Consider the following 24,470-nt stretch of genomic DNA (forward strand, 5'->3'; position numbering starts at 1 on the left):
CTCGCACCTCCAGCGACAAAGGCGAAGCCTTTGCGCGGGGATGACGGAGATAGATTTTGCATGCGCGGTTCTTTCCACGCGCCTCACGAATACGGATTGATCAGCTTCTGCTGCTCGGTGGCGTGATGCACCAGGAGATCGATGAAGGTGCGGACCTTCGCCGAGAGATGATGGCGGTGCGGATAGACCGCGTTCATGGTGAACTCGACCGGCCGGTACTCGGGCAACAGCCGGACCAATTGGCCGGACTCGAGCTCGTTGCGCACCAGGAAGCCAGCCGCGAGGAACACGCCGACGCCGGCCAGTGCCGCGAGCCGCAGCGTGTCGCCGCTGTTGGCGACCAGGTTGCCGCTGACCTTCACCGAAGCCGGCATACCCTTGCGGTCGACGAAATGCCAGTCGTCGCCATAGGGATAATTGACGTGCCGGATGCAATTGCGTTCCGCAAGGTCGGCGAGCTGCGCGGGCTTGCCGTGCTGTTCGATATAGCCGTGCGAGCAGCACAGCACGTGCCGCCAGGTCGCGATGCTGCGCACGATCAGGCTGGAATCCGGCGGCGGGAGCATGCGCACCGCGAGATCGTAATTCTCGTCGATCAGGTCGACATTGCGCTCGCCGATCGCGAGGTCAACCTTGACCTCCGGATAGGTCGCCAGGAACTCGACCACCGCAGGCGACAGGAACTGCGCCAGATGGGTGTTGGTGTAGATGCGCAGCGTACCGCGTGGCACCGCCTGTAATGCGCCGGCGATGTCGTCGGCCTGCTCGATCTCGGCGAGGATCTGGACGCAGCGGTCGTAATAGGCCTGGCCGACTTCGGTGAGACTGACCTTGCGCGTCGTGCGGTTGAGCAGCCGGGCGCCGAGCCGGTCCTCCAGCGACTGCACATGGTTGCTCACCGTGGTGGTGGACATATTGAGCTTGCGGCCGGCCGCGGAAAAGCCGCCGGCATCCACGACCCGGACGAAGGCGGTCAGGCTGGTCAGGCGATCCATGCAGGCTACGTCCGGATTATCAGCGCTGGCTGGATAATGCTTCCAGTTTTATCGGGATTATCACAGTGAGGAGGACATTGCATCTAAAGGGTTGAATGGGCGCCCTTTCTGGAAGGACGCAAATGTTCGACCCGGAGGATGCCATGTCGACCACAACCTATGTCCCTGACGAATCGGCTAAAATCGGCCTGCGCCCATCGCGGGCGACGATCAAGCGGGCAGCCCTCGGGCTCGCCGCGCTGGTCGGCGTCGCCATCGCCGGCGACTTTGGCTACGACTACTTCACCACCGGCCGATACCTCGAATCGACCGACGACGCCTATGTGAAGGCGGACTCCACGATCATCGCGCCGAAGGTGTCGGGCTACATCGCCAAGGTGCTGGTCACCGACAACCAGCCCGTGAAGGCCGGCCAGCTGCTGGCCGAGATCGACGACCGCGATTACCGCACCGCGCTCGGCCAGGCCAAGGCCGATGTCGACGCCGCTAGAGCCTCGGTACGCAACCTCGATGCCCAGCTCGAGTTGCAACAGCCGATCATCGACCAGAGCACGGCCGATGTCGAAGCTGCCGAAGCTAATCTGAAATTCGCCCAGGAGGAGCAGAGCCGCTACGACGGGCTGATGAAGTCCGGCTCCGGCACCATTCAACGTGCGCAACAGACCGACGCGGCGCTGCGCGCCAACACCGCGCAATTGCAGCACGCCAAATCGGCGCTGTCGGCGGCGCAGCGCAAGGTCGACGTGCTAACCACGCAGCGCGCCCAGGCCGCGGCGCAGGTCGACCGCGCCCGCGCGGTCGAGCAGCAGGCCGAGCTGAACCTGTCCTACACGCGGATCACCGCGCCGGTCGACGGCACGGTCGGCGCCCGCACGCTGCGCGTTGGGCAATATGTACAGGCCGGCACCCAGCTGATGGCGGTGGTGCCACTCGATGCGGTTTATGTGGTCGCCAATTTCAAGGAGACGCAGCTGACCCATGTGCGGAATGGCCAGCCGGTCGAGCTCACCGTCGACAGTTTCCACGGCACCACCTTGAAGGGCCATGTCGACAGCCTGTCACCGGCCAGCGGCCTCGAATTCGCGCTGCTGCCGCCCGACAACGCCACCGGCAACTTCACCAAGATCGTGCAGCGCGTGCCAGTGAAGATCGTGCTCGACGACCACAGCCTGACCGGCCTGCTGCGGCCGGGCATGTCGGCGATCCCGACCGTCAACACCAAGGCGACGGTGCTGGCCGAACGCGACGAGAAGCGGCGGCTGGCGTCGGCGACGCGGCCGCACGGCGGCTAGGCCAAACACTTCTTTAGCTGGCTTGACGCGATCGATCACCACATCGGTGGTCGATCGCGTTTTTGCTGTACGGCTCTCCGCTCTCCTCTTCGTGCCGCGCACACCGGCGGTAGGGCTCCCTCCCCCCTTGCGGGGGAGGGTTGGGGAGAGGGGCGACCTTGCGCTGAACTTCGTTGGTCTGCGACGACGCACTGCCGAGAGTGACGCGAACGGCAGGATTGAAACGGCTCGCGTAAATCTCCGACGTCGGCGCCGGGGCCACCCCTCTCCCCACCCTCTCCCGCAAGGGGAGAGGGAGCCTGAGAGAAATGCTCACCTCACTCATCGACACAACGAAGACCAAATGCAACGTGCGTTGACTGCGGTGCAGTCGCAGCAGCGCGGCGGCAATGTCGATTATCAATCACTGCCGGACAATGCTTCCAGTGTTTCCCGGATTATCGAAGCCAGCCGTCTAATACATGTTGTGCAGGTAAGTCAGGACGATCCCGATGACCGCGCTCCAGCCTACCGCCAACGCCGCCGATCTTACCACGCCCACAGCGCCCACCGCGCCCGCCGTCTCGACCCGGACCTGGATCGCAGTGATCGGCGCCACGCTCGGCGCGTTCATGGCGGTGCTCAACATCCAGATCGTCAACGCCTCGCTCGCCGACATTCAAGGCGGCATCGGCGCGGGCATTGATGACGGCGGTTGGATTTCGACCTCCTATCTGATCGCCGAGATCGTGGTGATCCCGCTCTCCGGCTGGCTCGCGCGGGTGTTCTCGGTGCGCCTCTATCTGCTCACCAATGCATTCCTGTTCCTGGTGTTCTCGGCGGCCTGCGCGCTGGCGCAGGACCTGCCGCAGATGATCGCGCTGCGCGCGGTGCAGGGCTTTACCGGCGGCGTCCTGATCCCGATGGCGTTCACGCTGATCATCACGCTGCTGCCAAAGGCCAAGCAGCCGATCGGGCTGGCGCTGTTCGCGCTGTCGGCGACTTTCGCGCCGGCGATCGGCCCGACGATTGGTGGGTACCTCACCGAGAACTGGGGCTGGCAGTACATCTTCTATGTCAACCTGGTGCCCGGCGCCGTGATGATCGCAATGCTGTATGTCTCGCTCGATTCGAGCCCGATGAAGCTGTCGCTGATCCGCCAGGGCGACTGGCTCGGCATCATCACCATGGCGATCGGGCTGGCCGCGCTGCAGACCGTGTTGGAAGAGGGCAACAAGGACGACTGGTTCGGCTCGCCCTTTATCGTCCGCCTGTCGGTCATCGCAGCGGTTGCGCTGACAGCCTTCCTGATCGTCGAATTCACCGTCGAGAAGCCGCTGCTCAATCTGCGCCTGCTCGCCCGCCGCAATTTCGGCTTCGGCATGCTGGCCAACTTCCTGATGGGCATCGCGCTGTACGGCTCGGTGTTCATACTGCCGCAGTACCTGTCGCGCATCCAGGGTTACAATGCCGAGCAGATCGGCATGGTGCTGGCATGGACCGGCCTGCCGCAGCTCGTGCTGATCCCGCTGGTGCCGAAGCTGATGCAGCGCTTCGACCCCCGCCTCGTGATCGGCGTTGGATTTGCGCTGTTCGCCGGCTCCAACTTCATGAACATCTACATGACCAACGACTATGCCGCCGATCAACTGCTGTGGCCCAACGTCGTCCGTGCTGTCGGACAGGCGCTCGCCTTTGCCCCGTTGTCGGCGGTTGCGACGGCCGGGATTGAGGCAGAGAATGCCGGATCGGCCTCAGCACTGTTCAACATGATGCGCAACCTCGGCGGCGCGATCGGCATTGCCGCGCTGCAGACATTGCTGACCAAGCGCGAGCAGTATCATTCCAACGTGCTGATGCAGTCGGTCTCGCTGCTGGAGGAAGCAACCCGCACCCGGATTGCGCAGATGACGCAGTATTTCATGAACCATGGCGTCGCCGACCAGGCCGCCGCTGCCCACCGCGCGATCGCCGCGGTCGGCAATGTCGTGCAGAAGCAGGCCTACATCCTGGCCTTCAGCGACACCTTCTATCTGCTCGGTGTGGCGCTGCTCATCGCGCTGGTCGCGACCCTGTTCCTGAAGAAGCCGGGCCAGCTCGCTGGCGGCGGTGGCGTACACTGAGCATGATCCGGAAAAGTGCGAAGCGGTTTTCCGAAGAGATCATGCTCAAACAACAGCCCAATATCGTCGCGCTTTAGCAATCCCAAGCTCAACCAAGGAGAACGACCATGAAGCCCCGGATGAACTTCTACCAGGCCGCCCCCGAAACCATCAAAGCGCTGGTTGCGGTGGAAAGCCAGATCACCGCGAGCGGCCTCGAGCAATCGCTGATCGAGCTGGTCAAGACCCGCGCCTCGCAGATCAACGGCTGCGCCTACTGCATCAACATGCATACCGACGACGCCCGCAAGCACGGCGAGACCGAGCAGCGGCTCTATTTGCTCAACGCCTGGCGCGAGTCGCCGCTCTACTCGGAGCGCGAGCGCGCGGCGCTGGCCTGGACCGAAGCGCCGACGCTGGTTGCAGAAACGCATGCGCCCGACGCCGATTACGAGGCGGTACGCGCCCAGTTCTCGGACAGCGAGCTGGTCAACCTGACCACACTGATCGGCGCCATCAACGCCTGGAACCGGATCGCCATCGGCTTCCGCGCGGTGCATCCGGTGAAGGTGAAAGTGGCGGCGTGAGCGACGGCCTGCGCAGGAAATTCAGTGTCGCGCGCAGTCTATCACCGTCACCCTGAGGAGCGCCACCGGGTCCGCGCAAAGCGCGGCCCGATGACAGGCTCCGCGCGTCTCGAAGGGTCGACGGCCCGGCTGTGGCCGTGCATCCTTCGAGGCTCGCTCCGCTCGCACGTCAGGATGACGGGTCTACCTTTCGCACCAAAACTAGCTCAAACCGCTGTCGCCCTCGCGAACTCGACATAGATCTCGCGCAGGCGATCGGTGACCGGGCCGACCTTGCCGCTGCCGACTGCCTTGCCATCGATTGCGACCACGCCCTGCACGAACACCGAGGCGCTGGTGATGAAGGCTTCCTTGGCGGCGAGCGCTTCCGCGACCGTGAAGGCGCGCTCCTCGATGCGCAGCTGGCGCTCCTCGGCGAGCTTGACCACCGCCTTGCGGGTGCAGCCGGGCAGGATCTCGTTGCCGTTCTGCCGCGTCACGATGACGTCGTCCTGGGTGACGATGAAGGACGAGGACGAGCCGCCCTCGGTTATCTTGCCGTCCTCGATCATCCAGGCTTCGCCGGCGCCGGCCGCGGCCGCGGCCTGCTTGGCGAGCACCTGCGCCAAAAGCGCCACGCTCTTGATGTCGCGCCGTTCCCAGCGGATGTCGGGCACCGTGATGACCTTGATGCCGGTCTTGGCCGAGGGCGCGTTGATGATGTCCTTTTCCGAGGTGAACATGACAAGCGTCGCCTTGACGTCGGCCGTCGGGAACGCGAAATCGCGTCCCTTGTCGGCGCCGCGGGTGACCTCGAGATAGACCATGCCGTTGACGAGGTTGTTGCGCTTGACCAGTTCCTTCTGGATCTCCTCGATCCGCTCCAGCGTCTCCGGCAGCGCCAGCTGGATCTCGCCGACCGAACGCTTCAGCCGCGCCAGATGCGAGGCGTTGTCGATCAGCTTGCCCTCGAGCACCGCCGCCACCTCATAGATGCCGTCGGCGAACAGGAAACCGCGGTCGAACACCGAGACCTTGGCCTCGGAATGCGGCACGTACGAGCCGTTGACGTAAGCGATCTTTTCCACGCGAGTTCTCCTGCGGACGAAGGGGAAGTTCTGGGCTTTCGTATACGCAAATTGTCAGCGGGGATAAACCCTCTCCGCACCGTCATTCCGGGGCGATGCGAAGCATCGAGCCCGGAATCCATTGGGCCGCATTACCGCGGTGAAATGGATTCCGGGCTCGCGCCAAGCGGCGCGCCCCGGAATGACGGAGTGGAGAACAACGCCCCTAATGCTGCAGGATCTTCGACAAGAACTTCTGCGCGCGGTCGCTGCGCGGCGTGCCGAAGAAGTCGGCCTTCTTGGCGTCCTCGACGATCTCGCCGCGGTCCATGAAGATGACGCGGTCAGCGACCTTGTTGGCAAAGCCCATTTCGTGGGTCACCACCATCATGGTCATGCCCTCGCGGGCGAGGTCGACCATGACGTCGAGCACCTCGCTGATCATCTCGGGATCGAGCGCCGAGGTCGGCTCGTCGAACAGCATCGCAATCGGGTCCATCGCCAGCGCGCGGGCGATCGCGACGCGCTGCTGCTGACCGCCGGACAGTTCGGCGGGAAACTTCTTCGCGTGATCCTTCAGCCCGACGCGCTCCAGGAGCTTCATGCCCTTGGCCGTCGCATCGTCATGCTTGCGGCCCAAGACCTTCTCCTGCGCGAGGCGAAGGTTGTCGATGATGCGCAGATGCGGGAACAGCTCGAAGTGCTGGAACACCATGCCGACGCGCGAGCGCAGCTTCGGTAGGTCGGTCTTGGGATCGTTGACCTTGACGCCGTCGAGCGTGATGTCGCCGCCCTGGATCGGCTCCAGTGCGTTGACGCATTTGATCAGGGTCGACTTGCCCGAGCCGGACGGGCCGCAGACCACCACCACCTCGCCCTTGGCGACGCTGGTGGTGCAGTCCTTCAGCACCTGGAAGGCCGGCCCGTACCATTTATTGACGTGATTGATCTCGATCATGTTTAACTCAGGCGTTGCGGCGAGCGCGCTTCCACCCTCCCATTGGGAGAGGTCGGCGCGCAGCGCCGGGTGAGGGGTTGCGGTCTATCGATGGAGCAAAACCCCTCACCTGGATCGCTGACGCGATCCGACCTCTCCCGATGGGAGAGGTGAAGGGGTTCGTGCCCTGAACAATCCGTCGCATGAGCATCTACCTGACGATGGCGATGCGCGCCTGCAGGCGGCGGACGCCAAAGGATGCGACACAGGAAATGACGAAGTAGACCAGCGCGGCGAACAGGTACATTTCTACTAGACGGCCGTCGCGCTGCGCGACCTTGCTGGCGGCGCCGAGGAAATCCGGGATCGACAGCACGTAGACCAGCGAGGTGTCCTGGAACAGCACGATGGTCTGCGTCAGCAGCACCGGCAGCATGTTGCGGAACGCCTGCGGCAGCACGACGTAGCGCATCGACTGCGCGTAGGTCAGGCCGAGCGCGCTGGCCGCGGCCGGCTGGCCCTTCGAGATCGACTGGATGCCGGCGCGCATGATCTCGGAGAAATAAGCCGCCTCGAACGCGATGAAGGTGATCAGCGAGGAGGCGAAGGCGCCGACCGTGATCGGTCGCGACGCGCCGGTCAGCCACTGCCCGATGTAAGGCACCAGGAAGTAGAACCAGAAGATCACCAGCACCAGCGGCAGCGAGCGGATGAAGTCGACATAGAAGCCTGCGATGCGCCCGAGCCATTTGTAGCTCGACAATCGCATCAGGGCGATCAGGGTGCCGAACACCAGGCCGCCGAACGCAGCGAGCGCCGTCAGGGTCAGCGTGAAGCGCATGCCCTCGAGGAACAGATAGGGCAGCGCGCGGCGGACGACGTCGAAATCGAAACTGCCGATCATCGTCATTTGCCCGTGATGTAGCCGGGGATCGCGACATAGCGCTCGAGGAAGCGCATCGCGGTCACCACGACGAAGTTGAGGAGAAGATAGAGCACGGTCGCCGCGGTGAATGCCTCGAACACCTGAAACGAGAACTCCTGCATCGAGCGCGCCTGGCCGGTCAATTCGATCAGGCCGATGGTGATCGCGACGGCGCTGTTCTTGATGGTGTTGAGGAATTCGGAGGTCAGCGGCGGCAGGATGATGCGGAATGCCATCGGCAGCAGCACGTAGCGATAGGTCTGTACCGTGGTGAGGCCAAGCGCGGTCGAGGCCTGTTTCTGCCCGCGCGGCAGCGAGGTGATGCCGGCCTGCAATTGCACGGCGACGCGCGCCGACATGAACAGGCCGACGCCGATCGCAGCGGTCCAGAACGGCGCGTTCGGCAGCTGCTTCAGCCACAGCCCGGCGGACCTCGGCAGCAGCTCGGGCAGCACGAAGAACCAGAGGAACAGCTGCACCAAGAGCGGCATGTTGCGGAAGAACTCGACGTAAGCGAAGCCGATCCACGATGCCGTCTTCGACGGCAGCGTGCGCAGCACGCCGATCACCGAGCCGGTCACCAGCGCGATGATCCAGGCGAGCACCGACACCTTGACGGTGACCACCAGTCCCGACAGCAGGAGGTCGAGATAGGTGCCGGTCCCCATCGGGTTCGGCTCGAGAAAGATGTGCCAGTTCCAATTGTAGTTCACGGGTCCCCCACGCGGCCGCGCCGGTCACGCATTACGCCGACTTGACGCGCGGCGTCTATGCAAATGTCCGGCCATTTTCCTCCAAAATGACCGGACATACTTAGTTTCGGGACCCGCCGCCGAGGGCGGCGGGTCAAACTCGGCCGTGCAATCAGTTCACCAGATAGGCATCCGGATCAGGCGAATCCGACGGCTTCGCAAACTGCTTCTTCATCTCCGGTCCAGCCGGCGAGTTGAGATTGAGGCCCTTCGGCGGGATCTTCTGGGTGAACCACTTGTCATAGATCTTCTGGCCCTCGCCACTGGTGTAGAGCGCGGCGGTGGCAGCGTCGACGACCTTCTTGAACGGCGCGTCGTCCTTGCGCAGCATGATGCCGTAGGGCTCGGGCTTGGAGAACGCATCCTTGGAGATGACGTAGTCATCCGGCGACTTCGAGCCGGCGACGAGGCTCGCGAGCAGGATGTCGTCCATCACGAAGGCGACCGCACGATCGGTCTCGACCATCAGGAAGGCCTCGGCATGATCCTTGGCCGGGATGATGTTGACGCTTAAGCCCCGCGCGAGGTTGGCCTCGGTGAGCTGCTTGATGTTGGTGGTGCCGGCGGTCGAGACCACCGTCTTGCCCTTCAGGTCATCGATCGAATTGATCTTGCTCGCCTTCTTGGTGACGTACCGGCTCGCGGTCAGGAAGTGCGAGTTGGTGAAGGAGACCTGCTTCTGGCGCTCGGCATTGTTGGTGGTCGAGCCGCATTCGAGGTCGACGGTGCCGTTGGCCATCAGCGGGATGCGCGTCGCCGAGGTGACCGGGTTGAGCTTGACCTCGAGCTTGTCGAGCTTGAGCTCCTTCTTGATCGCATCGACGATCTTGTAGCAGATGTCCATCGCGTAACCGATCGGCTTCTGGTTGTCGTCGAGATAGGAGAACGGGATCGAGGAATCACGGTAGCCGAGCGTGATCGCGCCGGTGTCCTTGATGTTCTTCAGCGTGCCGGTCAGCTCCTGGGCCTGCGCCTGGCTCGCGCCGAGCGCGGCGGCGAGCGCGAAGCCGATGAGATATTTGGATGTCATACGTCTACTCCTTCGTGGAAAACGGTCGATCTAGTGCATGAGAATGTCGGCGAGGACGGGTGCGATGTAGCGGCGAAACTGCTCCGGATTCTCGCTCATCGGAAAATGACCGAGCTTCTCCATGATCGTGACGCTGGCGCCCCCTATTGCCGCTGCGGTCCGCCTCGTGTCCTCGGGCGTGCAGGAGAAATCATACTCGCCCGTGAGGAGATAGAGGTTGCATACTTTAGTATCGATTGACGCGACCCGGCCGCGCAGGTCGCCGTCGACACGGTAGAAATACAGGTCGCCCTTGAACACGCCGGGGCCGCCCTGCTTGTAGGCCCACAGCGTTTCCATCCGCGCGCCCTCCGGGCTCTGCGGCGCAATCAGCCCCGACACCAGCGCGGCGCAGACTTCGCCGCCGTGAATGTCCGGACGGTTCAACCAGTCGGTATCGTACCACGGCGCCTGGAAGTCGGCAGCCTCGAGCCCGATCAGCGCACGGAATTCGGCGGCATGTTCGATCGCAAGGTTGAGGACGATGCGGCCGCCGATCGAGCAGCCCATCACGACCGGCTTCTCCAGGGCAAGCGCACGGCAGAAGGCGCGGATGGTCTCAGTGTAGCGCGCAGTGGTGAGTTGATATTCATCGCCGGTCCAGCTCTTCGGCGGATTCGACCTGCCATGCCAGGGCATATCGAAGGCAATGATGCGGAAATTTTCGGCAAATTGCGCGTCAGCGAGCAGATGTCGCCACTGCCGCGCATCCGATCCCGCGGTGTGCAGGCAGACCAGCGGAATGCCCCGGCCGTTCTCCTCGAAATAGATCCGGTGCAGCTCGCCGCCGATCTCGACGTGAACGTAGCGGCCGACCGTCGGCTCGATGTAGCCGTTCATGATGGTGCCACTCATGTTGCGGCCGCCGCGAAATGCTGCCGCGGCAGCGCCAGCAGGTCCTTGAAGTATTGCAGATGCACCATGAAGGGATAGAGATCTCCTTCCAGCACCGCCTCGCCGCGCTTGGTCAACGCCAGCAGATCATGCCAGCCGGGCTTCGGCTCGGCCTGCCAATAGGCGGTCCAGGCCTGCGGTGTGGCGCGATAGGAAAAGCGCCACGAGCGCATCAGGACCGGCGCGGGCTTGAGCTCGACGATGCGCCCGGCCCGGATCGCGGCATGAAACGGCCGTGCCATCGGCCCGATCAGGCAGTCGCAATCGAGCAGCCGCCCGCGCGCAAGCAGCGAGGGAGCCTGGTCGAGCAATGCGGGAAGGCCGGCAAACGCCGTCTTCACAGCGTCGTCGGTGGGGTCGGGCGAGAGCGTCATCGTGTTGGGCAGGTTTCCTCGGCGAGTGTTGGCATGATGACGACAACCGGGCGTTCTCGCAAGGCGCTGAGCGACTTGGGTTCCTCGGATTAATCGCTTGATTAACCGCGGCCTTGCGGAAAGTGCGCGCAGGGCGGAGCGCTTTGAGGCCGTTGCGAGAGGCTGCCAAACCCGTCAGCCCGCAGCCTTGAGATTGCGCCCGGGCTTCGGCGCCTGGGCCATCGCGCGGGCCAGCACCTGGGCTTCCTTCTTCAGCATGTCGGCGAGCTCGGCTTCGCGGCGGCGGATGCGGTCGGTCGCGGCGCCGATCGAGAGCGCGGCGACCACCTCGCCGGCATCGTCGCGAACGGGTACGCCGACGCCGCCCATGCCGGGGAAGGCGGCGTCGAGCAGCACGGTGTGGCCGGCCTTGCGCGCCACGGCGATTCGCTCGCGCAGGAATTTTGGCGTGATGCGCGGCGATTTCGCCAGCCGCGGCACGATCACCTCGATCACGGCCTCGATCTCGGCATCCGGCAGCCAGGCCAGCAGCGCCAGCGCGCCGGCGCCGACGCCGAGCGGACGGCGGCTGCCGATCTGCAGATAGTTCGGTTGCAGCGGATGGTTGCCGACCGAGCGCGCCAGATAAAGCGCCTCCACGCCTGATCGTACCGACAACAGCGCGGTATCGGCCGAACGTTCCGACAGCCGCAGCAGACTCGGCTGCGCCAGCTCGGCGATGTCGACCGAGCGGCGCGCGCCGACCGCCATCACCCGCGCCTCCTGGCCTAGCTCGTAGGTCTTGGCGCCGGCGACCCGGGAGACAAATCCCTCCTCGATCAGCGAATTGAGAATGCGCAGCGCGGTCGCCTTGTTCAGCGAGGTGGTGTCGGCGATGTCGGTCAGCCGTAGCGGCGAGCGCTGCGCCAGCACGCGCAGGATCGCGCAGACTTTCTGGATCGCGTTGAACTTGTCGGGTTGGCCCGGCTCCGGTGATGGCCTCTTGCGGCTGGTCCGCGCGGTCGCAGTCGTGGAGGCGTTCATGCCCTGGCCTTCCTTGCCTCGATTTCAAACCTTGCACCGGGCACCACGAGGGGCGCGCCCGGCGGACCTCATCCTAGGACGGATGATGCGCACCGGACACCGTATACTTTCGTCAGATGAAACTTTGATTTCGATCATCAACGCTGCTTTGCAACAACGAAGATATTCGAATTTCGCTTCACGAAATCAGGCGAGCCGCTTTCTTCGGATCGTGAACAGCGCGCCAAGACTGAGGATGCAAACCGCGGTGAGATAATAGCCCGGCGCGAGCTCGCCGATCAGCGCAAAGCCGCCCATCCAGGTCATGATCGCCGGCCCCATGCCGCCGAACAAGGTGACGCCGATGTTGTAGCTGAGACCGAGCCCGGTCGCGCGCGTCGCCGGCGGAAACAGCTCCGACATCAGCGCGGCCAGCGGCCCGTAATACAGCGACTTGAGCACGCCGAGCCAGAGCACGCCGAGCAGGATGATGACAGGCGTCGGCTTGCCGGTGAGCAGCAGGAAGGCCGGGAAGATCGACACCAGCAGCAATAGCGCAAACAGGATCATGTGCGCGGTGCGTCCGATCTTGTCGGAGACGTAGCCCGCGATCGGCGCCAGCAGCGCGACCGCGGTCTGCGCGACCAGCGCCGCCATGAACCCGACCGTCGGCGGCAGGTTCAGCGTCTTCACCACATAGGTCGGCATATAGACGATCAGATAATTCACCGCCGTCGACACCGCGAGCGCGCCGATCGCAAGCAGCGTGGCAAGCTTCTGCCGCGCGAGCACCTCCTTGACCGGCGAATCCGGCTTCCCGGCCGCCGGCGGCGGGGTCGCATCGTCGACATGATTGCGGATGTAGATGCCGACCGGGCCGATCAACACGCCGAACAGGAACGGCAGCCGCCAGCCCCAGGATTGTAGATCCTCCGCGTTCATCACCGACGTCAGCAGCGCGCCGAAGCCGGCGCCGAGCAGGCCGCTGACGCCCTGGCTTGCGAACTGCCAGCTCGCGACGAAGCCGCGCCGCTCCGGCATATGCTCGACCAGGAACGCCGTCGAGGAGCCGAACTCGCCGCCGGCTGAGAATCCCTGCACCAGCCGCGCCAGCATCACCGCAACAGGCGCCAGGACTCCGATGGTCTCGAAGGTCGGCATCAGCGCCAGCACCAGCGTGCCAAACGTCATCAGCATGATCGACAGCATCAGCGAAGCCTTGCGGCCGTGCCGGTCGGCATAGGCGCCGAGCACGATCCCGCCGATCGGGCGGATCAGGAACGACAGGCCGAAACTGCCGAAGGTCAGCAGCAGGGAGGTGGTCGGATCATTGACCGGGAAGAATGCCTTGGAGAGGTAGACCGCGAAATAGGCGTAGACCGAGATGTCGTACCACTCGAGCGCATTGCCGACCGAGGTCGCCACGATCAGGCGGGTGACGTTTTTCTTGTCGGCCGCAGTGGCGTGCTGAGCGTCGGCCGAAGTTGGCAGTGTCATTTGAATTTCCTTGGCAGCGTCGGCCACCAGTTCCCCCGCCCGTCATGCCCGGGCTAAGTGCGAAGCGCGGCTTCGAAAGATGACCCGGGCATCCACGTTTTCCCGTCATCCTGAGGAGCGGCGTCAGCCGCGTCTCGAAGGATCGACGGCCACCAGTCGGGCCGTGCATCCTTCGAGACGCGCGCAGGAGCGCGCTCCTCAGGATGACGGAGATAATGCACGCCCTTCAACCCTTGTGCTTTGCCTCGCCGAGATCCCAGAACAGGCCGGCCATGATGGTCAGCGCCTCCTCGGTCACCGGCCGCAGGATGTGCTCGTCCGGGGCGTGCTGCGAGCAACCCGGATAGGAGTGCGGCACCCAAATCGTCGGCAGGCCGAGACCCTCGGAGAACACGTCGTTCGGCAGCGAGCCGCCGAAGTTCGGCAGCACCGCCGGCGCCTTGCCGGTGGTGGCGCGGATCGAATTCGCCGCCCAGTCGATCCACGGGCTGTCCATATCGGTGCGCGAGGCGCCGAAGCGCTGCGTGCCCGAGACCTCGACCATCGGAAATCCATTCTTGTGCAGATAGTCGCGCACCCCATCGATTACTTCGAGATGCTTCGTGCCGACCACGAAGCGGAGCTGCAACACCGCGCTCGCCTTGCCCGGAATTGCGTTGGCGGGCTTGTCGATATTGCCCGACGACATCGCCAGCACTTCGAGCGTGTTCCAGGCATAGAGCCGCTCGGCCGCGGTCAGCCCCTCCTCGCCCCAATCCTCCGCGAGCTGAGGTTCGTCCGCCGTCGGCTTGACCTCGACGTCGGCAAGCGCGGCGCGGACGCGGTTCGAGATCGGCGGCGGCTTCAAGATATCGAGCTTCATGCGGCCCTTGCCGTCGACCAGGCTCGCGATCGCGTTCGCCAGGATGGTGGCGGGATTGGCGAGCACGCCACCCCAATTGCCGGAATGGTTGCCGCCCTCGCGCAGATTGACGTCGAGATGGATGCGGTTGCCGCCGCGGCAGCCGAGAAAGATGGTCGGCCGCTCCGCCGACAGCCGCGGCCCGTCGGAGGCAATGAAGAGGTCGGCCTTCAGCTCCTCGCGATGTGCCTCGCAGACCTCGCGCAAATCGGGCGAGCCGATCTCCTCGCCGGTCTCGATGATGAACTTGGCGTTGAAGCCTAGCTTGCCGCCGCGCGTCTGCTTCACCGCCCGCAATGCGGCCATGTTGATCGAATGCTGGCCTTTGTTGTCGGCGGTGCCGCGGCCATAGATGCGATCGCCCTTGACCGTGATCTGCCAGGGATTGAGCCCGTCGCGCCATTCGCCGACCATGCCGTCGACGACGTCGCCATGGCCATAGGTCAGCACGGTCGGCCGTGCGGCATCTTCCTGGTAGTCGGCGATCAGATAGGGCCCGCGGCCGGTCGGCGACTCGATCAGCCTTGTTTTGAAATCGAGCTCGGCAAAGGCCGGCTGCAGATTCTCCACCAGATAGGCGCGCAGCGCATCGGCCTTGTCGGCGTTCAGGCTCTCGGTCTGGTAGCCGACCCGGCGGTCGAGCTCCCTGAGAAACTGTCCCGATTGAAAATGCTCTCGCGCGTTTGCGATTGCGTCGGCCCGTGTCGCCATGATTGTCCCTTCGTCCGGTCGCGTCTTGAGATGATTTCTTGGCATGAACTCAACGGAACGCCGCGTCGCGCATCCGGATCATGCTTCTGGAGAGGCGCAACCTATCGGGATCGGCGCACCGCCGGAAGGGTGTGAATCGCGAAGGGGCCTTGCCAAAACGTGGGAAGTCGCACCAATTTGATGCGGGACGCCCAACCGGGCAGCAATCGACGCGGCGCTCAAGGTTTCGACCAAGGTTTCGACAATGACAAAACAAATCCGGCTCAACGCCTTTGCCATGAACTGCGTGGCGCATCAGTCGCCGGGGCTATGGACCCATCCACGCGACCGCACCAAGGACTACAACAAGCTGTCCTATTGGATCGATCTGGCGAAGACGCTGGAGCGCGGCCGGTTCGACGGGCTGTTCCTCGCCGACGTGCTCGGCGTCTACGACGTCTATGCCGGCAATCCGGATGCGGCGCTGCGCAACGCGGCGCAGACCCCGGCCAACGAGCCCTTGATGCTGATCCCGGCGATGGCCGCCGTGACCGAAAATCTCGGCTTCGGCGTCACCAGCAACCTCTCCTTCGAGCCGCCCTACCCGTTCGCGCGGCGGATGTCGACGCTCGACCATCTGACCAACGGCCGGGTCGGCTGGAACGTGGTGACCGGCTATCTCGACAGCGCCGCGCGCGGCGCCGGCAAGGACAAGCAGACCGCGCATGACGACCGCTACGAGCTCGCCGACGAATATATGGAGCTGGTCTACAAGCTCTGGGAAGGCAGCTGGGAAGACGACGCCGCGATCCGCGACGTCGCGCGCGGCATCTTCACGGATCCAAAGAAGGTGCATCGCGTGCAGCACGAGGGAGCCAACTACCGGCTCAACGCGATCCATCTGTCGGAGCCGTCGCCGCAGCGCACGCCGGTGCTCTACCAGGCCGGCACCTCGCCGCGCGGCCGGCAGTTCGCCGCCGAGCACGCCGAATGCGTGTTCATGTCGGGCCCGTCGGCGAAGGTGATCGCCCCGCGGGTGTCGGCGATCCGCGAGCTCGCCGCCACAAAGGGCCGCAACGCGGCCGAGATCCTGATGTTCTCGATGATGTGTGTCGTGGTCGCGCCGACCGAGGCCGAGGCAAAGGCGAAATACGCAGAGTATCGCAGCCACATCAGCCATGAGGGCGCGCTAGCGCTGATGTCGGGCTGGACCGGCGTCGACTTCTCGACCTATTCGCTCGACCAGGAGGTACGGCACGTGCAGAACGACGCCGGCCGCTCCGCGATGGACAACGTCACCCGCGCCGATCCCGACCGCGTGTGGACAGTGCGCGAGGTCGCCGAGCATGTCGGCATCGGCGGTGCCGGTCCCGTAGTGGTCGGCACGCCGGAGCAGGTCGCCGACAAGATCGAGCAATGGTTCGAGGACACCGACGTCGACGGCCTCAACGTCGCGTTCGCGATCTCGCCCGGCGATTTCGAGGATATCGCCGATATGCTGGTGCCGGAGCTCGTCAAGCGCGGCCGCTACAAGAAAGAATACGCAAAGGGCACGCTGCGCGAGAAGCTGTTCGGCGAGGGGCGGAGAAAGCTCAACGACACGCATCCGGCGAGCCGGTATCGCGTGAAGGCTGCGGCGGAGTGAGTGCGTAGGGTGGGCAAAGGCGCGCAGCGCCGTGCCCACCATCCGCGTCGTGCTGCGATGGTGGGCACGCTTCGCTTTGCCCACCCTACGAAGCTTGCCATCCGGTCATCCTGAGGAGCGCGTAGCGCGTCACGAAGGATCGGCGGCCACCGGCCGGGCCGTGCATCCTTCGAGGTTCGCTCCGCTCGCACCTCAGGATGACGGTGAAGGTCAGTGCGCGGCTCCTTCAATTCACCGAATTGCTGACTATCACCTCGATCAGCTTCGCGCCCGGGCGGCTGAAGGCCGACTTCATCACGCCCTTCAGCTCCTGCGGGTCGGTGACCTTGATGGCCTCGAGCCCGAGCGAGCGCGCGACGCCGGTGAAATCGACCGGCGGATCGATGAAATCCATGCCGACATAATTGTCGTCGCCATGGAAGGCGAGCAGGCGCTGCTTGATGATGCGGTAGCCGCCATTGTTGACGATGACGAAGTTGAGCGGCAGTTTGTGGTTGGCCGCGGTCCACAGCGACTGGATCGAATACATCGACGAGCCATCGCCGGAATAGCACACCACCGGGCGCTCTGGATTGGCAAGGCTGACGCCGACCGACGCCGGCAGGCCCCAGCCGATGCCGCCGGACGCCAGGGCATGATAGCCGTAGCGGTCGCGATGCGCGCGCAGCGCGATGATCTGCCGCGACGAGGTGAGGCCCTCGTCGACCAGGATCGCATTGTCCGGCATCGCCTCGACGACCTGCAGCGCCAACCAATCAGGATCGACCGGCGAGGTATGACTGGCCTTCGAGATCTGCTCGACCAGCGCCTTGCGCTTCGCCGTCCAATTCTGCGCTGCAAGCGCCGCGAGGCCTTGCCTTGCGCGCGTCTCAAGCGCGCCGCCGCCCTGCTCCTTCAACGCCGGCACCAGCGCACGCAGCGTTTCCTTGACGTCGGCTTTCACAGCGATCTCGGCGCCATAATTGCGGGCGAGATCGCTATCGACCAGGCCGACCTGCACGATCGAGAGCCCGTCCGGCAGCGGATCGACCTCACTGTAGACCGACATCCGCAGCGGATCGCCGCCGAGCGCGATCAACAGATCGTGCGGCGCCAGCACGTCGCGGGCGACCTTCTGCAATCGCGCGATCGCGCCCATGAAGCCCGGGCTTTCGGAGAGGAAATGCGAACCATAGGGCGTCGATGACTGCCAGGCCGGACAGCCCAACGTCTCGGCCAGATCGGCGGCCTCGCGCAGCGCGTCGCTTTTGACGATCTCGTCGCCGACGATGATCACCGGACGCTCGGCCTTCAGGATCCGCGCGGCCAGCGCCTGCAGCGACTCTTCCGACGGCCTGACGCGGGTGTCGACCCGGGTGGCGCGGCCGAGCTCGATGCCGGCCTCCGCATTGAGGATGTCGCCGGGCAGCGAGATGAAGACCGGCCCGGTCGGCGGCGTGGTGGCGATCTTGGCGGCGCGGCGCACGATGCGCGGCAAATCCTCCAGCCGCGTCACCTCGACGGCCCATTTCACCAAGGGCGTGGCCATCTGCACCAGCGGACCATAGAGCACCGGCTCGGTCAGGCCGTGGCCCTGCTCCTGCTGCCCCGCGGTCAGGATCAGCGGCGTGCCGGTGAAGCTGGCGTTGTAGAGCGAGCCCATCGCATTGCCGAGGCCGGGCGCGACATGGACGTTGCAGGCGACCAGCTTGCCCGAGGCGCGGCTGAAACCGTCGGCCATCGCGACCACCAGGCTCTCCTGCATCGCCATCACATAGGTGAGCTCAGGATGGTCCTTCAGCGCGTGCATGATCGGCAGTTCGGTGGTGCCGGGATTGCCGAACAGATGGGTGACACCTTCATCCTTCAGCAACGCCAGAAAGGCCGAGCGCCCGGTAATGCGGTTCTTCATGTTCCCTCCAGGTCCGTCAGCGCGTTGGCCGACGGAACCGGGAGATGACCAAACTTGCATCCGAGGAGCAATCGAGCGGCCACTCATGGCCGCATTCCCCGCGCGCGCGCCTGCGCGGCAAGCCCCTCCAGCACGGCGCTGGGCCAGCCTGGATGCGCAACGCGAATACCATGATGACCGCGAGTTCCAGGCGGGAACGGACTGGCAGGAAAATACCTTTCGCGAACAGCCATCTAATTGCGCCATCGGCATTAACGCAACTTTAGCGGGTATCCCCTAAAGCGACGAATGTTCGCTGGACGGAAACAGCAAACGCAAAAAACATGCAGGGCCCCGCAGGCGGCTCGCTTCGGTCGTGGAATGCAGTCATGGACGCGCTGACGGCCTGGAACACCACCGGGCTCGATAGACAAGCGGCGATCAAGCGCGAGAAGCTTGGAATCTATCTCTTCCCGATCGCCTTCGCGTCTCAATACTACCTGTCAAACGGGTCGGTCCTGCTCGGTCACCTTGATCTGGGATGGCACCTGGCCGCCGGCGACCTGATCAGGGAGCGCGGCAACATCCCCTTCCAGGATCCGTGGTCGTTCACCCTCGGCGACAGGCAATGGTACAATCTCTCCTGGCTTTGGGACGTCATTGCCAGCGTGCTGTTCCAATACGCCGGATGTACCGGTCTCACATTGTCGGTGCTTGCCTGCGGTGCTGTCATCACCGGCTATCTGACATCGATCACGCTGCGCAGCGGCGCCTCGGCGCTTGCGGTCTGCATTTCGGTTTTCGCCGCGTGCCTGCTCTACCCGACCTACGCGACCGCCCCGAATTCCTATCTCACCGTTTCGCCGAACACCGCCACGATGGTGTTCTCAGTGATTTTCTACGCGGAGTGCCTGAAGCGAACGCGATGGTTCCTGCTGCCGGTGATGATGGTCCTGTGGGCCAATCTGCATGGCGGCTTCATGCTCGGGCTCTTCATCATCGGCGTCTTCGGCGCCACGTCGGTGCTCAAGCGGGACCGGGCCGGCGTCAAGATCTACAGTTTCGCGGTGGCCGGATGCCTCCTCGCAATCCTCGTCAATCCGCTCGGCTGGCACGTCTATGACGGCGTCGCGACCACGCTTGGCCACTTCGTGCAGGAGCACATCACCGAGTGGCGATCCTATTTCGCAAACTTCGGGATACCCGGCAGCATTCCAGGCATCGTCTATATGGTCGCGTTTGTGGTGCTCGAGCTCCGCAATCGGACCTCTTCGCGAGCCAGCCTGGAGTCGCGGTTGCTGGCCTGGGCGTTCCTGCTGCTGGGACTTCATCAATACCGCTTCATCTCGTTCTTCTTCATCTTCGCGACGGTGCCGCTCGCGCTGCACATCGACCGGCTGCTGCCGAAGCAACTGGATGATCTCAAGGTCCGAAGCTCGTTGCGCTTTGCCGGCATCATTGCAATCTGCGCGCTGCCGCTGACCCTGATGCAGGTCAGGCCGGCGCTGGCATTTCCGCAGCTGTTGACAGAGCAGGATGCGCGCCATCTGCAAACACATTTTCCGCATGCGCGGCTGCTGAACCACTGGAACGTCGGTGGCCTCCTGATCTACTACACACGCGGCGCGGTGCCCGTGTTCGTCGACGGCCGGGCGGCCACCGCTTATCCCGATGAGTTGCTGCACGATTATATCAGCCTGGTCAAATGGGACATCGACGAGAGCGTGTGGGACAACGTTCTCGAAAAATACAAGATCGACACGGTGCTCTGGGTGAAGGTGCACGAATCGCTGCGGCGGTACCTCGTGGACAAGCGAGGCTGGGCCCTGGCCTATGCGGGGGCGGATGAGGCGATCTACGTGAAGCGCTGACGCGGCCGCTTCGCCCGCAAACGCGCTAGAACATCCCCTCGCGCTCGCTGCGCTTCTTCTTTTTCGAGCGCTGCCAGACCACGCCGGGATAGCCCTTCAGCGGCACCAGCGGCTCGCCGGTGTAGGCCCATTCCTGCAATTCCTCGATCGCGATGTGGTAGAGCGGCTGCCGGCCGGTGCGGCCCGAGAACAGCGCGCGCGGGATGTTGATCATGTGCGGCGACCGCGCGCGTTCGTAGATGATTGGCGTGCCGCAATTGGCGCAGAAGCTGCGCGCGGTCATGCTGGCCGGATCCTCGTACCGCGACAGCTCGCTCTCGCCGTGCGTGATGCGAAAGCGCTTCTTCCAACTGCCGACATAGGTCGCGTAGGCCGCGCCGTGGGCGCGGCGGCTGGCCTGCGTGTGATCGTGCCAGGCCCAGCGCGCCGGCACGTCGATCTCGAACCGCACCTTGCCGCACAGGCATCGGCCCGCCGCGGGCTTCGCCAGCGCCACGGGTTTTGGCTTTTTGGTCGACTCGAACTCGTCGTCCGGAAACATCGGGGTCTCCATCAAGGCATCGTAGCCCGGATGAGCGCAGCGATATCCGGGAAGGTCTCGCGTTCGGTCCCGGATATCGCTGCGCTCATCCGGGCTACGAGAACAACCGCGCACCTAAGCCTGCGCCAGTTCGTCGTGCTCGGGATAATCCGTGTAGCCCTTCTCCTCGCCGGCATAGAAGGTGGCGCGGTTGTACTTGGTCAAGGGATAGCCGCGCTGCAGCCGGCGCGGCAGGTCGGGGTTAGAGATGAAGTAGCGGCCGAACGCGATCGCATCGGCGTGCCCGTCGGCGATCGCGCTCGCTGCGCTGTCACCGACGAAATTGCCGGCCGTGATCAGCACGCCGCTCCACATCGGGCGGTACAGCACCATCGCCGACGGCACGTTCTGCCAGTCGACCTCGGCGCGACCGGTGCCCGAGGCGCGCGGCTCGATGAAGTGCAGATAGGCGAGCCCGAACTTGTCCAGCGCCTTGATGGCGTGGCTGTAGAGCGGCATCGGGTCGGCCTCGCCGCTGCCATTGGCGATGCCGTAGGGGGAGAGCCGCACGCCGACGCGGTTGGCGCCCCACACGTCCATCACCGCCTGCGTGACCTCCAGCAGGAAGCGGACGCGGTTCTCGATCGAGCCACCATACTGGTCGGTGCGCTGATTGCTGCGCGATTGCAGGAACTGCTCGATCAGATAGCCATTGGCGCCGTGGATCTCGACGCCGTCGAAGCCCGCGGCGAGCGCGTTCTTTGCGCCCTGCCGGTAGGCCTCGACCATCAGCGCGACCTCGCTGGTTTCGAGCGCGCGCGGCGTCTCGTAATCGACCACCCTGCCGTCCGCCGTCATGCACTTGAATTCGGAGGGGACCGCGACCGCCGACGGCGCCACCGGCAACGCACCGCCGGGCTGGAACGAGGAATGCGAGACCCGGCCGACGTGCCAGAGCTGCAGAAAAATCAACCCGCCCTTGGCGTGCACGGCATCCACCACCTCGCGCCATCCCGCGATCTGCGCTTCGCTGTAGATGCCGGGGACGCCGGGATTGCCGAAGCCGGTGGCGACCACCGGCGAGGCTTCCGCGATCAACAGGCCGCCCGGCGTGGCGCGCTGCGCATAATATTCCGCATTCATCGGCCGCGGCGCCAGACTCGGCCGCGCCGCCCGCATCCGCGTCAGCGGCGCCATCACGACGCGATGCTTCAGCTCATAGGGACCGACCTTGAGCGGCGAAAACAGCGACGGAGAATTCATGCCTACCCCGATTATCCTTGAGTGGTTTCCGTTATGGTGTGGGCATGATCCGCCCGGAAAACCGGTAGCCACTTTTCCGGATCATGCCCCTTATCTCTTGGGCATGATCTTGTCGGAAAACCGGTAGCCACTTTTCCCGGATCATGCCCGTTATCTCCCGGGTTCATCTTGTTCGCAAAAGCAGGTAGTGGCAATCTAGCGAACAGACAAGCAGGCTTGCCATGTCGAAAACGAGCGCCACATCGCTCCCCTCATTGAGCGTCCGCATCGATCTCGATGCCGAAGACCGGATCGGACCGGGCAAGATCCTGCTGCTCGAGCGGATCAAGGAATGCGGCTCGATCTCGGCCGCCGGCCGCGCCATGGACATGAGCTACAAGCGCGCCTGGGACCTGGTCGACGAGATCAACCGCATCTGCCGCCAGGCGGCGGTGGAACGGCAGACCGGCGGCAAGAATGGCGGCGGCGCGGTGCTGACCCCGTTCGGCCTCTCCCTGGTGGCACGCTACCGCAAGATCGAGCGCGATGCGGCGAGTGCCGTCCGCAAGGATCTCGAGGCGCTGCGCAGCGACATCGGCAAGCCGAGGAAGGCCGCCGGGCGGTAGGCGCAAGGCCGTCGCAACGGCCTATTGCAAAATATCGAAAAACAACCCCATGCAAAGGAGCCGGCGGCGGCTGGCGCTCGATAAGGTTTGGCAAGCGCGCGAGACCTCTCCCCGCAAGCGGGGAGAGGTGAAGCAGCGAGCCGGACGCTAGCCCGTCTTGATCCAGACCGCCTTGACGTTGAGATACTCCTCGACGTGCTGCTTGCCGGACTCGCGGCCGTAGCCGCTCATCTTGTAGCCGCCGAACGGCACCGCCGGGTCCATCGCCTGGTAGCAATTGACCCAGACCGAGCCGGCGCGCAGCGCCTTGGCGACCTGGTGCGCCTTGCTGACATTGGTGGTCCAGACGCCGGAGCCGAGGCCGAAGGTGGTGGCATTGGCGCGCTTGATCAATTCGTCCGGATCCTTGAACGAGATCGCCGAGATCACCGGGCCGAAGATCTCCTCCTGCGCGATGCGCATGTTGTCCTGCACATTGGCGAACACGGTCGGCTGCACGAAATAGCCCTTCGACAGCGCGCCCTCGGTGAGGCGGCCGCCGCCGGCCAGCGCCTTGGCGCCTTCCTTCTGGCCGATGTCGAGATAGCCGGAGACGCGGTCGAGCTGATCCTTCGACACCAGCGGCCCGATCTGGGTGTTCGGATCGAGGCCGTTGCCGACCTGCAGCTTCTTGCCGAACTCGGCGACGCGGCCGACGAATTCGTCATAGACCTTCTGCTCGACGAACAGCCTTGTGCCGGCGCTGCAGATCTGACCGGAGTTGGCGAACACCGCCATCGCGGCCCCCGGCACCGCCGCATCGAGATCAGCGTCGGCGAACACGATGTCCGGCGACTTGCCGCCGAGCTCGAGCGACACGCGCTTGAGGTTGCCGGCCGAGGCGCGGATGATCGATTGTCCCGTGATGTGCGAACCGGTGAAGGCGACCTTGTCGACATCGGGATGATTGGCGAGCGCAGCCCCCGCGGTCTCGCCATAGCCCGGCACGACGTTGACGACGCCGGGCGGAATGCCGGCTTCCATGCAGAGCTCGCCGATGCGCAGCGAGGTCAGCGGCGATTCCTCTGCCGGCTTCAGCACCACGGTGCAGCCGGTCGCGATCGCGGGGCCGATCTTCCAGATCGAGGCGGTCAGCGGCCCGTTCCAGGGGATGATGGCGCCGACCACGCCGATCGGCTCCTTCAGCGTGTAGGAGAATATCTCGCCGGGCAGCGAGTTCTCGATGGTCTCGCCATGGATCGCAGTGGCCTGCCCCGCATAGTAGCGCAGCATGCCGAGCGCGCGCAGTTTGTTGCCGCGGGTGCGGCTGATCGGCGCGCCCATGTCGAGCGTGTCGAGCTGCGATAGCTCCTCGAAATTGGCTTCAACCAGCTCGGCGAGCTTGAGCAGCAGGTTCTGCCGCTCGAACGGTTTCACTTTGCTCCATGGCCCTTCGAAGGCGCGGCGCGCCGCGGAAACGGCGCGATTGATATCCTCGGCATCGCCTTCAGCGACGGTCGCGAGCAATTCGCCGGTGGCGGGATTATGTGTCTCGAATTTCTTGCCGGAGGCGGCGTCGATCCATTTGCCGTCGATCAGCATCTTCTTGTAGGAGCCGTCGGCATACGGATGGCGCGTGATCGGAATAGCCTGCGAAACAGCCATGTTTGCACTC

21 protein-coding genes are annotated in these 24,470 nt (G+C 64.5%); 6 read left to right on the forward strand and 15 right to left on the reverse strand.

Annotation, left to right across the window (positions count from 1 at the left end; genetic code table 11):
* Positions 1-83: 83 nt before the first annotated feature.
* Positions 84-995 carry a LysR family transcriptional regulator gene (locus ACVIW0_RS32775; RefSeq protein ID WP_461356118.1) on the reverse strand — a complete coding sequence of 304 codons (912 nt, stop codon included), beginning with the start codon at positions 993-995 and terminating at the stop codon, positions 84-86.
* Between the two features lie 143 nt (positions 996-1,138).
* Between ACVIW0_RS32775 and ACVIW0_RS32780 the strand changes: the two genes are divergently transcribed.
* From ACVIW0_RS32780 to ACVIW0_RS32790, 3 genes are all read left to right on the forward strand, one after another.
* Positions 1,139-2,287, forward strand: a complete 1,149-nt coding sequence (locus tag ACVIW0_RS32780; RefSeq protein ID WP_461356119.1) for an HlyD family secretion protein — start codon at positions 1,139-1,141, stop codon at positions 2,285-2,287.
* Between the two features lie 491 nt (positions 2,288-2,778).
* A complete protein-coding gene (locus ACVIW0_RS32785) occupies positions 2,779-4,389 on the forward strand; it encodes an MDR family MFS transporter (protein ID WP_461356120.1) in 1,611 nt (536 codons plus the stop codon).
* 107 nt (positions 4,390-4,496) lie between these two features.
* Positions 4,497-4,955: a carboxymuconolactone decarboxylase family protein gene (locus ACVIW0_RS32790; protein WP_461356121.1), complete on the forward strand. Its 459-nt coding sequence runs from the start codon at positions 4,497-4,499 to the stop codon at positions 4,953-4,955.
* 206 nt (positions 4,956-5,161) lie between these two features.
* On the opposite strand, the gene ACVIW0_RS32795 is transcribed toward ACVIW0_RS32790, so the two are convergent.
* From ACVIW0_RS32795 to ACVIW0_RS32840, 10 genes are all read right to left on the reverse strand, one after another.
* Positions 5,162-6,022, reverse strand: a complete 861-nt coding sequence (locus tag ACVIW0_RS32795) for a D-amino-acid transaminase (RefSeq protein WP_461356122.1) — start codon at positions 6,020-6,022, stop codon at positions 5,162-5,164.
* A 205-nt stretch (positions 6,023-6,227) separates the two neighbouring features.
* Positions 6,228-6,959: an amino acid ABC transporter ATP-binding protein gene (locus ACVIW0_RS32800; protein ID WP_461356123.1), complete on the reverse strand. Its 732-nt coding sequence runs from the start codon at positions 6,957-6,959 to the stop codon at positions 6,228-6,230.
* Positions 6,960-7,149: 190 nt separating this feature from the next.
* Entirely contained in the window at positions 7,150-7,842 is a 693-nt protein-coding gene (locus ACVIW0_RS32805) for an amino acid ABC transporter permease (protein ID WP_461356124.1), read from the reverse strand.
* Positions 7,843-7,844: 2 nt separating this feature from the next.
* Positions 7,845-8,576, reverse strand: coding sequence for an amino acid ABC transporter permease (locus tag ACVIW0_RS32810; RefSeq protein ID WP_461356125.1), 732 nt, complete (start codon positions 8,574-8,576; stop codon positions 7,845-7,847).
* Positions 8,577-8,727: 151 nt separating this feature from the next.
* Positions 8,728-9,645, reverse strand: coding sequence for an amino acid ABC transporter substrate-binding protein (locus ACVIW0_RS32815; RefSeq protein WP_461356126.1), 918 nt, complete (start codon positions 9,643-9,645; stop codon positions 8,728-8,730).
* Between the two features lie 30 nt (positions 9,646-9,675).
* Positions 9,676-10,539: an alpha/beta fold hydrolase gene (locus ACVIW0_RS32820; protein ID WP_461356127.1), complete on the reverse strand. Its 864-nt coding sequence runs from the start codon at positions 10,537-10,539 to the stop codon at positions 9,676-9,678.
* Entirely contained in the window at positions 10,536-10,952 is a 417-nt protein-coding gene (locus ACVIW0_RS32825; RefSeq protein WP_461356128.1) for a hypothetical protein, read from the reverse strand. Before ACVIW0_RS32825 ends, ACVIW0_RS32820 begins: the two co-directional genes overlap by 4 nt.
* A 174-nt stretch (positions 10,953-11,126) precedes the next feature.
* Positions 11,127-11,975 carry an IclR family transcriptional regulator gene (locus ACVIW0_RS32830; protein ID WP_461356129.1) on the reverse strand — a complete coding sequence of 283 codons (849 nt, stop codon included), beginning with the start codon at positions 11,973-11,975 and terminating at the stop codon, positions 11,127-11,129.
* A gap of 186 nt (positions 11,976-12,161) precedes the next feature.
* Entirely contained in the window at positions 12,162-13,451 is a 1,290-nt protein-coding gene (locus ACVIW0_RS32835; protein WP_461356130.1) for an MFS transporter, read from the reverse strand.
* A 226-nt stretch (positions 13,452-13,677) separates the two neighbouring features.
* Positions 13,678-15,063 carry a M20 family metallopeptidase gene (locus tag ACVIW0_RS32840; protein WP_461356131.1) on the reverse strand — a complete coding sequence of 462 codons (1,386 nt, stop codon included), beginning with the start codon at positions 15,061-15,063 and terminating at the stop codon, positions 13,678-13,680.
* Between the two features lie 244 nt (positions 15,064-15,307).
* Between ACVIW0_RS32840 and ACVIW0_RS32845 the strand changes: the two genes are divergently transcribed.
* The gene (locus ACVIW0_RS32845) at positions 15,308-16,687 is read left to right on the forward strand and encodes an LLM class flavin-dependent oxidoreductase (RefSeq protein WP_461356132.1); all 1,380 of its coding nucleotides are present in this window, start codon (positions 15,308-15,310) and stop codon (positions 16,685-16,687) included.
* A 226-nt stretch (positions 16,688-16,913) separates the two neighbouring features.
* On the opposite strand, the gene ACVIW0_RS32850 is transcribed toward ACVIW0_RS32845, so the two are convergent.
* Positions 16,914-18,578 carry a thiamine pyrophosphate-binding protein gene (locus ACVIW0_RS32850; RefSeq protein WP_461356133.1) on the reverse strand — a complete coding sequence of 555 codons (1,665 nt, stop codon included), beginning with the start codon at positions 18,576-18,578 and terminating at the stop codon, positions 16,914-16,916.
* Positions 18,579-18,946: 368 nt separating this feature from the next.
* On the opposite strand from ACVIW0_RS32850, the gene ACVIW0_RS32855 reads away from it, so the two are divergent.
* Positions 18,947-20,428: a hypothetical protein gene (locus ACVIW0_RS32855; RefSeq protein WP_461356134.1), complete on the forward strand. Its 1,482-nt coding sequence runs from the start codon at positions 18,947-18,949 to the stop codon at positions 20,426-20,428.
* A gap of 25 nt (positions 20,429-20,453) precedes the next feature.
* Here ACVIW0_RS32855 and ACVIW0_RS32860 read toward each other — a convergent pair whose 3' ends face one another.
* Entirely contained in the window at positions 20,454-20,969 is a 516-nt protein-coding gene (locus ACVIW0_RS32860) for a GFA family protein (protein WP_461356135.1), read from the reverse strand.
* 114 nt (positions 20,970-21,083) lie between these two features.
* A complete protein-coding gene (locus ACVIW0_RS32865; RefSeq protein WP_461356136.1) occupies positions 21,084-22,211 on the reverse strand; it encodes an alkene reductase in 1,128 nt (375 codons plus the stop codon).
* A 221-nt stretch (positions 22,212-22,432) separates the two neighbouring features.
* Here ACVIW0_RS32865 and ACVIW0_RS32870 point away from each other — a divergent pair, with 221 nt between their 5' ends.
* Positions 22,433-22,816: a winged helix-turn-helix domain-containing protein gene (locus ACVIW0_RS32870; protein ID WP_461356137.1), complete on the forward strand. Its 384-nt coding sequence runs from the start codon at positions 22,433-22,435 to the stop codon at positions 22,814-22,816.
* A 147-nt stretch (positions 22,817-22,963) separates the two neighbouring features.
* Here ACVIW0_RS32870 and ACVIW0_RS32875 read toward each other — a convergent pair whose 3' ends face one another.
* A complete protein-coding gene (locus ACVIW0_RS32875; protein ID WP_461356138.1) occupies positions 22,964-24,460 on the reverse strand; it encodes an aldehyde dehydrogenase family protein in 1,497 nt (498 codons plus the stop codon).
* Positions 24,461-24,470: the final 10 nt, after the last annotated feature.

The organism is Bradyrhizobium sp. USDA 4454 (assembly GCF_054822705.1).

Bases quoted from the DNA above. Each gene is read 5' to 3' on its own strand.
- ACVIW0_RS32845 (WP_461356132.1), top strand. From the start codon at position 15,308: ATGACAAAACAAATCCGGCTCAACGCCTTTGCCATGAACTGCGTGGCG.
- ACVIW0_RS32840 (WP_461356131.1), bottom strand. From the start codon at position 15,063: ATGGCGACACGGGCCGACGCAATCGCAAACGCGCGAGAGCATTTTCAA.
- ACVIW0_RS32790 (WP_461356121.1), top strand. From the start codon at position 4,497: ATGAAGCCCCGGATGAACTTCTACCAGGCCGCCCCCGAAACCATCAAA.
- ACVIW0_RS32805 (WP_461356124.1), bottom strand. From the start codon at position 7,842: ATGATCGGCAGTTTCGATTTCGACGTCGTCCGCCGCGCGCTGCCCTAT.
- ACVIW0_RS32850 (WP_461356133.1), bottom strand. From the start codon at position 18,578: ATGAAGAACCGCATTACCGGGCGCTCGGCCTTTCTGGCGTTGCTGAAG.
- ACVIW0_RS32860 (WP_461356135.1), bottom strand. From the start codon at position 20,969: ATGTTTCCGGACGACGAGTTCGAGTCGACCAAAAAGCCAAAACCCGTG.
- ACVIW0_RS32855 (WP_461356134.1), top strand. From the start codon at position 18,947: ATGGACGCGCTGACGGCCTGGAACACCACCGGGCTCGATAGACAAGCG.
- ACVIW0_RS32835 (WP_461356130.1), bottom strand. From the start codon at position 13,451: ATGACACTGCCAACTTCGGCCGACGCTCAGCACGCCACTGCGGCCGAC.
- ACVIW0_RS32865 (WP_461356136.1), bottom strand. From the start codon at position 22,211: ATGAATTCTCCGTCGCTGTTTTCGCCGCTCAAGGTCGGTCCCTATGAG.
- ACVIW0_RS32780 (WP_461356119.1), top strand. From the start codon at position 1,139: ATGTCGACCACAACCTATGTCCCTGACGAATCGGCTAAAATCGGCCTG.
- ACVIW0_RS32830 (WP_461356129.1), bottom strand. From the start codon at position 11,975: ATGAACGCCTCCACGACTGCGACCGCGCGGACCAGCCGCAAGAGGCCA.
- ACVIW0_RS32785 (WP_461356120.1), top strand. From the start codon at position 2,779: ATGACCGCGCTCCAGCCTACCGCCAACGCCGCCGATCTTACCACGCCC.
- ACVIW0_RS32825 (WP_461356128.1), bottom strand. From the start codon at position 10,952: ATGACGCTCTCGCCCGACCCCACCGACGACGCTGTGAAGACGGCGTTT.
- ACVIW0_RS32820 (WP_461356127.1), bottom strand. From the start codon at position 10,539: ATGAGTGGCACCATCATGAACGGCTACATCGAGCCGACGGTCGGCCGC.
- ACVIW0_RS32800 (WP_461356123.1), bottom strand. From the start codon at position 6,959: ATGATCGAGATCAATCACGTCAATAAATGGTACGGGCCGGCCTTCCAG.
- ACVIW0_RS32815 (WP_461356126.1), bottom strand. From the start codon at position 9,645: ATGACATCCAAATATCTCATCGGCTTCGCGCTCGCCGCCGCGCTCGGC.
- ACVIW0_RS32775 (WP_461356118.1), bottom strand. From the start codon at position 995: ATGGATCGCCTGACCAGCCTGACCGCCTTCGTCCGGGTCGTGGATGCC.
- ACVIW0_RS32875 (WP_461356138.1), bottom strand. From the start codon at position 24,460: ATGGCTGTTTCGCAGGCTATTCCGATCACGCGCCATCCGTATGCCGAC.
- ACVIW0_RS32870 (WP_461356137.1), top strand. From the start codon at position 22,433: ATGTCGAAAACGAGCGCCACATCGCTCCCCTCATTGAGCGTCCGCATC.